Source organism: Devosia chinhatensis (assembly GCF_000969445.1).
Taxonomy (GTDB): Bacteria; Pseudomonadota; Alphaproteobacteria; order Rhizobiales; family Devosiaceae; genus Devosia; species Devosia chinhatensis.
In genome coordinates this window covers 858264-870543 of the sequence record NZ_JZEY01000054.1, presented here as the reverse complement: position 1 = coordinate 870543, position 12280 = coordinate 858264, and the positions used below count along the sequence as shown (strand labels likewise).

General features: G+C 56.7%; 11 protein-coding genes. 3 read left to right on the top strand and 8 right to left on the bottom strand.

All coding sequences use genetic code 11. The features are described from left to right. Window positions 1-55 precede the first annotated feature (55 nt). Both VE26_RS18970 and VE26_RS04210 read left to right on the top strand, forming a co-directional pair. Window positions 56-232: a helix-turn-helix transcriptional regulator gene (locus VE26_RS18970; protein ID WP_084619943.1), complete on the top strand. Its 177-nt coding sequence runs from the start codon at window positions 56-58 to the stop codon at window positions 230-232. Further along, window positions 233-1645 carry a virulence-associated E family protein gene (locus VE26_RS04210; protein ID WP_084619942.1) on the top strand — a complete coding sequence of 471 codons (1413 nt, stop codon included), beginning with the start codon at window positions 233-235 and terminating at the stop codon, window positions 1643-1645. A gap of 605 nt (window positions 1646-2250) precedes the next feature. Here VE26_RS04210 and VE26_RS04205 read toward each other — a convergent pair. From VE26_RS04205 to VE26_RS04170, 8 genes are all read right to left on the bottom strand, one after another. Next, complete coding sequence (locus VE26_RS04205) at window positions 2251-3447, bottom strand: GIY-YIG nuclease family protein (protein ID WP_046103892.1); 1197 nt, start codon at window positions 3445-3447, stop codon at window positions 2251-2253. Continuing rightward, window positions 3434-5533, bottom strand: a complete 2100-nt coding sequence (locus VE26_RS04200; protein WP_244465621.1) for a DEAD/DEAH box helicase — start codon at window positions 5531-5533, stop codon at window positions 3434-3436. The genes VE26_RS04205 and VE26_RS04200 overlap by 14 nt, the downstream gene beginning before the upstream one ends. After that, window positions 5518-6612: a phospholipase D-like domain-containing protein gene (locus VE26_RS04195; RefSeq protein WP_046103890.1), complete on the bottom strand. Its 1095-nt coding sequence runs from the start codon at window positions 6610-6612 to the stop codon at window positions 5518-5520. The genes VE26_RS04200 and VE26_RS04195 overlap by 16 nt, the downstream gene beginning before the upstream one ends. Further along, on the bottom strand, window positions 6609-9407 hold the full coding sequence (locus VE26_RS04190) for a class I SAM-dependent DNA methyltransferase (RefSeq protein ID WP_046103889.1): 2799 nt from the start codon (window positions 9405-9407) through the stop codon (window positions 6609-6611). Before VE26_RS04190 ends, VE26_RS04195 begins: the two co-directional genes overlap by 4 nt. Before the next feature lie 271 nt (window positions 9408-9678). Further along, complete coding sequence (locus tag VE26_RS04185; protein WP_152658703.1) at window positions 9679-9996, bottom strand: hypothetical protein; 318 nt, start codon at window positions 9994-9996, stop codon at window positions 9679-9681. Then, window positions 9993-10394, bottom strand: a complete 402-nt coding sequence (locus VE26_RS04180; protein ID WP_046103887.1) for a hypothetical protein — start codon at window positions 10392-10394, stop codon at window positions 9993-9995. The genes VE26_RS04185 and VE26_RS04180 overlap by 4 nt, the downstream gene beginning before the upstream one ends. A gap of 7 nt (window positions 10395-10401) precedes the next feature. Beyond that, on the bottom strand, window positions 10402-11361 hold the full coding sequence (locus tag VE26_RS04175; RefSeq protein ID WP_046103886.1) for a relaxase/mobilization nuclease domain-containing protein: 960 nt from the start codon (window positions 11359-11361) through the stop codon (window positions 10402-10404). After that, window positions 11358-11714 carry a plasmid mobilization protein gene (locus VE26_RS04170; protein ID WP_084619941.1) on the bottom strand — a complete coding sequence of 119 codons (357 nt, stop codon included), beginning with the start codon at window positions 11712-11714 and terminating at the stop codon, window positions 11358-11360. Before VE26_RS04170 ends, VE26_RS04175 begins: the two co-directional genes overlap by 4 nt. A 205-nt stretch (window positions 11715-11919) precedes the next feature. On the opposite strand from VE26_RS04170, the gene VE26_RS04165 reads away from it, so the two are divergent. Further along, complete coding sequence (locus tag VE26_RS04165; RefSeq protein WP_046103884.1) at window positions 11920-12258, top strand: hypothetical protein; 339 nt, start codon at window positions 11920-11922, stop codon at window positions 12256-12258. Window positions 12259-12280: the final 22 nt, after the last annotated feature.

Genomic DNA, 12280 nt, shown 5'->3' with positions numbered 1-12280 from the left:
CCTCGACTGAGTATGTCAATATTGGGCTGCATCGAAATGCGACGGATGCAGACAAATGTATTTAAGCGACAAACAACTTGCCGAACGATTTTCAATCAAGCGCACCAGTGTCTGGCGGTGGGTTAAAGTTGACCCAAGCTTTCCTCGACCGATCCGCTTGACCGCCAAATGCACGAGGTGGCGGGAAACAGAAATCCTAGCGTGGGAAAAATCTCGTGAAGGGGCGGCATAAATGGCCGCTACACACGATAATACCGAGAACAAGCCGCGCTTCCCGATCTCCGGCCTGGGGGAGCCGCCTCCCCAACCGAAATACGACGCCGCCGCCCCTGCTGGAAACAGGGACGGCGATGCAGAAAATGCGAAGCGTGGCGCTTCATTACGGCATAATAGCCCTAGTTGTACGCCGGCGACAATCGAATCTGACTGCGCACGCGCGGATCCCAATCCAAACTGGTTCGCGAGCCTTGTGCAGACTAGGCGGGGCGAAATCGTAGCCAACTTGCACAATGCCTCGATTCCGCTGGAGTGGGCACCAGAGTTCTTCGGGTGCCTTGGCTTTGATGTGTTTGCAAGCAAGCCAACAGTACTGTCGCCGCTCCCCTGGGACAACAAAGAGGAGTTTAGGCCTCGGGAATGGCAGGAATTCGATGAACTACAGGCCGCAAGCTGGCTGCAAGAGCGCGAGATCAACGTCAATGTGCGTGATGTAAAGCATGCGGCGACAATGGTTGCTTTCCGGCATCCTTTCCACCCGGTGCGACAATACCTTGAATCACTGAAGTGGGATGGGACCGCTCGTCTTGATAGCTGGCTCACAGAATATATGGGGGCCGAAAAAACAAGCTATACCGAGGAAATAGGCTCGCGTTATTTGGTTTCGGCGGTTGCGCGCATATTCCAGCCCGGATGCCAAGCCGACGTCACTCTCGTCCTCGAAGGGAACCAGGGGCTTCGAAAATCTTCTGCTCTCAGGGTTCTGGCCGGAGAGTGGTTTACGGACCGCATGCCACCACTCGGCACAAAGGATGCAGCGCTGCAAACTCATGGGATGTGGATTATTGAACTTGGCGAGCTCGAGTCTCTGAAGACGACGACAGTCGAAACCATGAACGGCTTCCTAACCTGCCGCGTCGACCGCTTTCGCCCGCCATATGCCACTTGCGCGGTCAATGTGCCCCGGCAATGCGTCTTCTCTGGCACCACCAATAGCGAGGACTACCTCCGCGATCCTACGGGTGCTCGTAGGATTTGGCCTGTTGCGGTGACAAAATCGGATGTCGAACGTTTGACTGCTGACCGGAATCAGATCTGGGCAGAGGCCGTGCACCTTTACCGCAGCAACTACAAGTGGTGGTTGGAGGAAGGGGAAGTGCTGAAACAGGCTGTGATCGAACAATCCGCCCGTTATGAGGGAGATCCGTGGGACGAGCCGATCTTCGAGTTCATTTCGGATCGTGCTTTCGTGACCATTCCTCAAATTCTCGGCGACTGCCTAGATATGAGCACAGCTCTTTGGAAACAATCCGACAAGAACCGAGTTTCACGCGTGCTCCGAGCCAGCGGCTGGAGGAGGGTGAAAGTGCGGGTAGGGCAGGCATTTCAGTGGCAGTATCACCCCCCGCAAGGCATCGATAGTAACTAGACCAGGAACGAACACCGGGACGAATGTTCCCGGTGTTCCCACCAAAACAACCGGTCTCGGCACTTCTCGTCAACCTCACAGCGTCCTAAACTTTTCTGGATAGAGGTCTGAAACTGGGAACAAGGAACAAAAAAGAAGCAAGAAAGCGGTGCCACAGTGCTCGCGCAGGTCAACTGCCAAGGCAGTCCTCCGCTCCGCTGCGGCCCTACGGGTGACTCTGCGCTGTGCGCTGTGGCCTTCTGGAGGTGTCGGGACGAAGGGCGTCCCCCCAAAAAGATTCGACGTGCCTGCGGCGCGTCGAACAAAGGGCTTGGGAAAGAAGCTGCCGCGGGTCTTCTCTTGTAGCCCTGTTCCCTGTTTGAAGGCCCGCGCCCGAGCGGCCTGAAAACCCGCGCGGAGCGCGGAAAACGATGTTCCCCGCCCGATACCATCAGAATCGCCATGCGAGCGCGGCGGCGTCACACAGGCCCAGCGCAGCGGCCTGTTGACGTCATAGCCGCGGCGCATGGCATTCTAAGTGTTTTCGGCAAAAAATTGGCCAGGCGGAGCCAGGCCTCCTTCTCGGCGCAGCGCGCCGGGGCTGAGCGAAGGAAGCAACGCCTCGCCTAACTCACCGGCCGAAGCGAAGCCGTTTCTGGATCATAACGATATTGGGTGATGGTCCCGTCCTTGATGCGCTCGACGGCCTCATCGACCACGAACAGCGGCACCAGGAACCACTCGCGCGGGATAACAGGGTTGCCGAAGCGATCCATTATCTCGATGTCGAGGCGGGAAACATCGAAGATGCGGTGGATCAGGTTTTCCAGCCTGGTGCGGTTGACGTTGGCAAGCTTGTAGGTAGCGACCAGCTCCACCTCGGCCAACAGGAATGTGGCATCCAATTTGGCATTGGCGATGCGCCGAACAACGTCGCCGCCGGTGACGCCAATCTTGTGCAGCACATCGCGGTTGGCAGCGACCAAGGGGTGGTCCGACTTGCTCCGCAATACATAGATTGTACCGCTGGCGAGGTCGCCGTCTTCGCTGTCTCCGGAAAACAATGGCCCGGCGTTGGGCTCCGATATACGGCGGCTGGTTTCGTCTTTGTAGAGTGCGCGCTGAAGTGAACGCAGGAGCAAGTTGCTCTCGGTGCCGTTCGAATAGATCACACGCAACCGCGCATCGGATTCGCCGTTGGGTGCGCGAATGGGTTCCCCGACCTCGGCGACATAGGTAGTTTGCCCATCGACAATAAAGAAGTCACCGACTTTGATGTTGGCCTTGAGAAAACCGGCGTCTTTGCGGATCGGCTGGGTGATCCTGGTGCCAATCTTAACGTCCCTGGCCAACTGGTCAAACATTGGCTTGAACTGGTCGAAATCTTCGGCGGGTGCGCGGTTGGCGATTTCCTCTGCGGCGCGCTTGTCGGCCGCAGTCCTCACATGGCGCAACTCGGTAATGTCTGAAGAACCTGCCGCGCCGGCAAGTTCGGCCAGCAATTCGTCATCATCCATGGATTCAACAGGTGCGACGGGGTCAAAACTGGGACCACTGAGCAATCCTTGGCGATCAAGGGGAGCAAGAAGGGTGCGACATTCGTCAAGAGCGCGCAGCCGATCAAGTCTAACCGCATATAGGCGCTCAAATATGTCATTTGCCTCGCTATGCCGAGGGGCATGACCATGCTGGTCAGTGAATCGTTGGATTTCTTCGAAGCCGGTAATGATCCGTTCGTCGCGCGGCGACAGTCCGCCCTTTTTCTCAGAAACGGCGAAGTCGGAAAGCTCGCTGCGCAGTTCGTCAAGGTCAAGGTCGCTCATATCGTCCCTCGTCCTTGTATCGCACGAAAGCGGCCGCGCCCTCGGCAAGGTGCTTTTCCCAAGGGTCTGACGAACTAATTGATGGAAGCCGGCCCCGCTCCTTTTTGAAGCGTACCGCGCGCACTGCCAGGTCCTTGGCCTCATCCACACTCAAAGTGAACCGCTTGGCAGAGATTGCTGCCGCGACCTGTTTCAAGCTCTCCTCGCTCATGGTCTTAGCCAGAATGGCGTATGCTTCCCCGAACGGGTTGATCCGGTCGATCAGGTCGATGTCCAACTCGCGCACATCCATATTGAGCTTACGCACTCCGTCGATCAGCGCAGTGTTCCGACTTGGTTCATCACCATCATCGCCCAAAGCAATTTGTTTTGCCTTTTGGGTAAGGTTGAGCGCAGCGACAGCGTGCTGGCGCACCGCTTCTTGGTCTTCGTCAGTCAGGTCGGGATACTTGTCCTTGATAATCTTTCCCATGCGGGCAACGGTCAGCTCCTCAGGGACAAGCTCCTCGTCAAACAGACCGCGCTCGATGGCGGTCTTGTCCTGCACAAACGCCGCAATCACTTCATTGAGGTCTTCGCGGACGATACGCCCAGCCTCCTTGCTGGTGGGCTCGGCCAACCCCTTAATCTCGATATGGAACTGACCAGTTTCCTCATTGAAGCCAACATTTGTCTTGTCCGACGCATAACCGCCGTCGCCATAATCGAACCCTTCAATAGGGCCGCTCTGGGGGTTCTTCGGGGTGAAGTTGAAACGCGGCGCGAGCACCTGTTCCATCAGCAGGCTGGCGGCGATGGCTTTCAGCGTGTCGTTGATGGCCTCGGTTACCGCCTCGTCGGATGCGTCAGGCTCGGCGATGAGATTGGAGAAGCGGGCGCGGGTCTTGCCTGGCGCGTCGCGGGTCGCGCGCCCGATGATTTGCACGATTTCCGTGAGGCTAGAGCGGTAGCCCACTGTCAGGGCGTGTTCGCACCAAATCCAGTCGAAGCCTTCCTTGGCCATACCGAGTGCAATGATGATATCGACATGGTCGCGGTTATTCTTCTGGCTGGGGTCTTTCAGCGCAGCAGAAACGCGGTCGCGCTTACTGGGGTCGTCATCGACAAGGTCGGCAATGCGCAACACTCTGCCGTCGGGTCGCTTGACCAGTTGGAAGCCGGTCGCAGGATCGGTTCCCTGCCAGTCGCCCAGCGCTTCGATGATGTGTTCCACTTCCCGGATTTTATCTTTCGTGCTCTCGCGCGAATTGACGGAAGGGATGTGGATGATGGTCTTTTCCCCAGGGTTGAGGACATTGAGAATGTCGTCTGCGTAGGAGCCCGAGTAGAAGAAGTAACCAATATCGAGCTGCTTAAGATACTCATAGCCGTTGAGCTGCTCGTAGTAGGTATAGGTGACAGTCCCGTCGCGAAATTTTGCCTCGTCATCCGGCATGAGCACCGGCACTGCGTCGCCCCGGAAATAGGAGCCGGTCATGGCGACGATGTGAGCGCTGCCGCGCGCGATGAGCTGGCCCAAATGCTGGCCCAGCTTGCTGTCGGTGTCGGCGGAAACATGGTGGAACTCATCCACTGCGATCAAGCGATTGTCGAAGGCTGCTGCTCCGAACCTATCCAGAGCAAAGCGGAACGTCGCGTGGGTGCAGACCAGTACCTTGTCCGTGCTTTCGAGAAACGCACCGACCGACTTGACCTTGCCGCCGTCCTCGCCGGGCGCGTTGCAAAGGTTCCATTTCGGTTCCACCGTCCAATCGGCCCAGAACCCGTATTTGGTCAGCGGTTCGTCCGCGAAACTCGCACCGATGGACTTTTCCGGCACGACGATGATGGCCTGCTTCAGGCCCTGGTTGTTGAGCTTGTCCAGCGCGATGAACATGAGCGCGCGGCTTTTGCCGGACGCGGGCGGGGACTTGATTAGCAGATATTGCTCGCCCCGCCTTTCGTATGCGCGCTCCTGCATCGTGCGCATGCCCAGCGCGTTGGCCTTGGTCGAGTTGCCGTTGCGGGCATAGGGAACCGAAATGGTTGGAACCGTAAGGAATCCCGCATTGTCGCTCCTATTGCCTGTCATCAAAATACGCCCCATTCACGGCCGCTTGTCATCTTGAAGATGCCATCAATCGCGCGGCTTCTTTTCAACCAATTGGTTTTGTCCGCCCGTGTCCCCAGCGATAAGTCAAATGCTCTTGGACCCACCTGTCTGAAAATAATGAGCCTGCCATCGTAGGCGACTGGTCCTCCTGCGCCTGGAATGGGGAGATTCAGCTTGTCCATCTTGTTGTCGCTGTAGGTTAGCGAGTATTGTTCCAGATTGCCTCCCTGGTAGCTAATTAGCACGTTTCCAATATGAGTATTTTTTGGAATGTCTGTTGGTGGAAAGCCAAAAAATACTCGTGAAAGTCGCTTCATCATAAGCTGACTTCCAGGTAAATGCGGACCTCTATTTTTTGTTATGTTGCCTGCTTCGATCCAAAAATTTCGGCAAACTCTAAGTTTCTGCAAGTTTGCGCTGGAGATTGCACCCGCGCTGGTGTCGCTGGTCGCAACATCATCTTCCGTGGGAGTGGGCTTTTTGAGATTTTCCGCGCTTTCGAAAACTCTTGTGTAGTCTGCCAACAATGCTGCGTTCAGAGGTGTTGCGGCAGCCCACGTCGCTGCGTACCAATCGCGCAGCGCCTGCACGGCGGCGACCGAAGTTGGTTCATCCGCGACCAATCGATCCACACTGATTGCAAGCCCGGCCTCAACACCCCTCGACAATCCAGACCGTGAGAGATTGCCGGACCCCGCAAGGGCATAATCTCGTTGATTACTGCGCATCAAATAGGCTTTCGGGTGAAATGGCACCCTGGGCATGCCCCCATGAGCCAAGCAGAATTGGGCGTCGTATACGCGGACAGATGAACCCGGCATTGCAAGCATGGCATCGAGCGCGACAGGCTCTGTTCGGCAATAGTCAAATGAGGTAAGCCATCTTTTGTCCAGGCCAGCCCACCGAGCCCCCAATGTCGCGGCGCTGCGAACGACCAAGTCGTTTAGTCCTCCTGACGTGACGTACGCTGCGGCTACATCCAGGTTCGCGATCCCAGCCTGCGACAGGATGCCGTCAATTGTTTCGAGCGTTGATCGAAAGGCTGGCTGCGCGATGTAGTCAACTTGAGTCATATGCGGCCTCCTTCAGTTACCATTGCCTCTCTGCGTTGACCGCCTTTCTGATCGTCCGCGTACATTGCGAAGAGCTTCTCAAGTCGCTCAGTGTCGTTCTTAAATTTTCGCCCAATGTAGATGCGCTCAATAATCTCATCGTTGCGGTCATGCGCTTGCTGCAAAGACGGGAAAGCTCGAGACATTTCGTCAGGATCGTACATTTCGCTGATTGACGCCGGATAGTAGCTTTCTCGCGCCAACAGGATGCTGGTAGCGGACTCGTTCAAATCCGCCTCATTCTTCGCGGTAAGGCGAGGCAGGGGGAATGTGTTCCAACCCAAAGTGTTCGAGTAACGATAGTCGGTCTTGAGCTTTCCGCAGACTGCTGCGATCCAGACAAGGTGGAGGCGAGAGGCGATTAGCGAGAGCGTCCACAATGGCGCGTCGTAAATTGCGAATGCGCTGTCCGCGATGATCGCGGATGCGTCCAGCAAGCCAACTGGAAGATATGATCGGCGCTCCGAACTGTGGCGAGGCACTATAATTGTGCTGACTTTGGCTGTGCCTTGTATTTGCACGAATCGGTAAGGAGCCCTTGCATAGTCACGGGTTGATCCGGCTTTGCTCGCAAGACGCACCTCCTTTACCGCATCCAACCTTTTTGCAATTTGCGCAGATCGCAAAGCGTCTTGGTGCTGGGATTTCTCGATCCAAAGACAATATCGTGATTTTCCCTGGATGAAGTCCTCCGAACCTACAAAGCGCCTTAGGTACTTTGCAAATACATCATCGCGCTGGGTTTTTGTTGCAGCAAATTCCTCCTGTGTCACAATTAAATTACCACCGTCACGCGGCATATTTCCGAACAGCATTGGCGCACGGCCTCGTCCTGCGTCGCGCTTGCTCTCAATAACGAGGTTCGGCCCATCTACGAGATAAGGATTAATGTTGTTACAAATTTTCTCTTGGGTTAATCCATCCTGATCGATTGAATAAAGCTTCCGCCTTTTTCTGTCAGAATTCGAAATTCCCACTATAATTACCGTTACACCGGCATTATAACTTGCGAGATTTGCCCATTTGAAAGACGTGTGAGCAAATATGATCTCGTGATGTTTTGCAAATATTGCAGGCCACAGGAGCGGAACTTGCTGTCCTTGGCACAGAGAGTTGGTAGTAACAAAAGCGGATGCGGCGCTGGTCTTCGTGCCGTAATCTGCCGCCCTCATAAACCATGCAGCTACGTAGTCGAGGGACTTCCACCCTTCTATCCGGCCTTCAAAGACATTGCCCAGATCAGACTTTTGCTCATCAGACTGAAGCTTGTTTCCGAGATATGGGGGGTTTCCACAAATATACGTTTCGCCACCTTCGTTGTCGAAGTCGATCTGTGCCTGGTTGATAGGAGTGTGAAAAAGATCATCTGCCTGGAACTTTACACCGGTGCCGGTCGGTGGGCAGATGCTCAGCCAATCGAGCCTTAGAGCATTGCCACAGGTGATCCAGTTCTGAGCGTCGAGCGGCAGGAACTCCGCAAGGGCTTCCTTCTGCCCACGATAGAGCACGTCACACTGAAACTCGGCAATGATGAGCGCCAGCCGAGCAATCTCGGCTGGGAAACTTCTCAGTTCGATGCCTCGGAAATTGGTCAGTGGGATTTCGCTGCGCCGGTCAGGTTCGCCGCGACGCTCATTTAGCTTTGCTTCGATAGCGCGCATTTCCTTGTAAGCGATGACAAGGAAATTTCCCGAACCGCAGGCCGGATCGAATACCCTGATTTTGGCCATGCGGTTGCGTAGGTTCAGCAACTTCCGGGAATTATCTCCGGCTTCCTGAAGCTGTTCTCGAAGGTCATCGAGGAAGAGTGGGTTGAGCACTTTCAGGATGTTCGGCACGGACGTGTAGTGCATTCCGAGCGCGCCACGCTCATCTTCATCAGCGACGGCCTGAATCATAGAACCGAAAATGTCCGGGTTGATCTGAGTCCAATCCAGAGCGCCGATATTTAAAAGATATGACCGGGCAATTCGGCTGAACCTCGGCACCTCCGTACTACCCGAGAAGAGCCCGCCGTTCACATAAGGAAACATGTCTGCCCAGCGAGGAACCTTGGCCAACTCGCGTTGGGCATTGGTCATGCTCATGGTACCAAAAAGCGTCTCAATGACCTCATGGGTATTGGCAGAATCCCGAGAGCTCATCTGCTCAATGGTGGTGGTAAAGCGCCGATTGCCGCCAAAGATGTCCGTATCCTCGGCGAAGAAGCAGAAAATCAATCGCGCCATGAAGTGGTTCATGTCCGCGCGACGCTCGCTGGTTCCCCATTCTGGGTTGTCCTTCAGCAATTCCACGTACAGTCGATTCAACCGCCCAGTGGCGCGGATATCGAAAGAGCTTTCCCGGATTTGCTTGACAGTGGTGATGCCGGCAAGTGGGAGAAAAAAGCCGAAATGATCCGGGAACTCGGCATATCGGCAGGCAACTGGCGGGTCGTCGGTGGTCAGGTCTTCTGCCTCCAGGGTATCCCCATCCGTCGCCAGGATGAACCGCGCTTTTGCGCGCGCGGTCGCAGGGCTGGCACGAAGGGCCGCCAGGGTATTGCCGACTTCGCCGGGCGCGCTGACTGCGATGTGTATGTTGCTGGTCTGGAGGACGCCGCCCAAGTCGGATTTGTTCGACTCGCCTTTGCGCAAGCGCTTGATGGTGGTCTCTTTGTTGCCGAATGCTGTCAGGAACGCGAACGGAAACTCGGACGCATCGAACGGCTGCTCAGCCAGTGCGGAAATGGCCTCTTCGATCTCAACGGCGTTCATACGTTCAGGCACCTCGGTCAGTCATGCCCTGCCCGCGGTGGCAAAGAATTCGACGATATCGCGGTTGGGCATTTCCTATGGAATGGGCAATTTTCCCGACCGGGTCAATCGGACGATTCCGGCCCTTTCGACGGACACCAAGGCTTGAGTTAATAAGCGCGTATAGGTCGATCCTTGTCGGCGCGCAAATGGTAGCGGGTCGCCGCGCCTCGCTCGGTGTTACCAGGGCTTCGATATCTTCGTTAGCGGTGCGAGCTGCCCATCTTGATGTTCAAGGGGATGGCCCTTTGCCAAGATCAAACATTGAGGGGCCCGCCGAGGCGTCAAACAAATCGCTCGTCGGGCTTTGCATTGGCATGGTGACTGGGCATTCCTTCGCCAGCTTGCGGGTGATCTGCCTAACAATGACACATGCACTTTCGGTCTTTGCACTCTTCAGTTGTGCCGCCAACTCAGCGGGTGGCGCAATTCCGAACCCATCGGCCCATGTTATCCACGCATCGCAGAGCGCTATGGCACGTTGATCCAACTCGTTTGCGGCCCCAGCGTGATGCTGGCGCAGCTGATGGGTCCAACTGTTTTCAATCATTGCCAGAGCCTCCATGCAAAGATTGCGAAAGCGGTCAACATGGACGCGATGAATCCGCTACCAAGTGCGATGACCATTTGGATCAGCCATCCGGCCACCTGGGCGCGTTCGACTTCTTCCAGCTTTACGCCCAAGGCGTGCTCGGCCTGATTGGCTGCCTGTGAAATGGATTTGACCAGTGGGGCGCAGGACTGTGCGATCCGCGATGCCGCTTCGGTATAGACGCCAGCTGACACCATATGGGCCAGTTGCTTGCGCGCTCGCAGGTTCTCTGTCGTAGCCTGCTGCAGAGCGCCAGTAACCTGCACAACTTGTTCTGCCTGCCGCTCAAGAGCAGCGCGCATGGCCGCAGCCTCAATCAGGAAATTATTGATGGTGTTTTCAATATCGTCGCTCACGCTTCACCTACAATTTCGGGAGGGGGATGACTGCGCCAATGGCGCGGGTAATGATGCTGGAAGTGCTCGGCGGCCGGACGCCAGACAGGCGTGGACTTCTGATCCGTGCATTGCGGATGGCCATTGCCAGCTTGTCTGCGCCGGTGGGCTGCGGGGTGGGCGTTGGTGACGCGTTTGCGCCAATTTTAGCGCGCTGTGCCGCTGTGCGCGGCGGCGCCGAGGCCGAAAATCGCCGCGCGAGGGCTGGGCCGGAACAATCGCGACCGCATGCACTCGCGTTGGCGCGGGCGCCTTCGGGGCCGTAGAGGATCAATCCACCAGCCTTTTGGCCGCGTCGGGGTGAAGCCGATTCAAGTTTCCAGCCCGCCGATGCCAGGCGCGCGTCCAGCTCGGCCCTGGAACGTGCCGTTTGCATTGCTTCGATCACCGCCAGAGGAGGTTGCACATAACCGCGCCGCGCCGCCCGCGGCCCTGCAAAGCGCTTTTGCCCAGGTGTTTCGGCCAACCGCCCGGGAACAGGCTGAAGCTCGCGCTCGGCCTCGATGGCGCGCAGCACCTTCTCGATCTTTCGCTTGGAGTTGCTGTCGCCAACGCAACGGCCGTCTGGATCGACGCGATTTATGACCAGATGGAAATGCTGATAGCTCTTGTCGTCGTGAATGACTGCAAACGCCTGATGGCCGCGCATACCGAGCACGTCAAGAATGCCTTGGGCATCCACCTGCATCTCCGCCGGCGTCACCTCATCGGTCGGCGCATAGCTGACAGAGATGTGCAAGATCGGTTTCTTTGCACGTCGACTCAAACCAGCCTGCGCGTCCATCAAGTCGAGGATGTCCGCTGCGTCATCCGAAGCCAGGTTCAGCGAGAATGAGCCAGCGACGCGCTCGGAAGCGGGACCGCGCAGATAGGCGTCCAGCCGCCTCAGGTCGGCACCTGTCGGCAGGTTTTTGATCTTGCCGATCATTGGTCGGCCCGTCCGGCGCCAACCAGAACTTCCGGGTTCTCGATCCTTTTCACAATCGCAGACAGTCGGCGGAACATGACCGTAAGGGCCTGCAGATGCTGCTGGTTCAGCGTCTTGGAACTGTTCCCGATTTTGGCGATCTGGTTGAGATTTGACCCAATCGCATTGAGTGCCGCTATCGCAGCCCGGTCCACTACGTGGGCCTTGGCCCGGGCGCTTACAGGCTGATCAATCATCATGGCCTGTCGCGCAAATGCGGCCATGGTCAAGCCAGTCGCCGCCGCGCTGGCGGCGACAATTTCGCGCTCAGCATCGGACAGCATCAGTTCAAAGCGGTGCGTTCGGTTGGCCATTACTGTTCCTTTCTTCGTCCGGCTCTGCGCCGGGCCCGGGCCTGCCCCGGCAAGCTGGAGCCGGAGGCGACGTTTTCAACGGCCCCGGCAGGGACCCGGAGAAAACACTGCTTGCTTATCCCGATTTAAAGAACTAACGTCTGAATTGCAAGACGCAAGTGACTTACTCCATTTGCCACGAATCGACCGCCTCTTAGGAGCAATAATGACCAAGCTGACCGCCTTTCTGATTGAACGCGACGGGGAACCAGACCTGCAATTTACCGGCGAGGTGGTTGGTTGCGGGTTTGCGCACGACCATCAGGCCGGCGGCGTTACGCGGTCAACCATGGTCCGCCTGTTCCGAACGGAAGCGGATAACTGGATCGCAGAAATCGTCGTTCGTGAAGAGTTCGCTGGAATGCGGAATACCGTGAGGTCAGCGGCCTCGGTCTCGGACACCGCTGAGGGGCTGGTTGGATTTTTTGGCAATGGCCGCGCTGCCAAGGCGCTGTACGCCTCAGTCGGATCCATTTTGCCCCGGCCCTGCCTGTTCATTGAATAGGTGAGCGGTGGACAGCCAACAG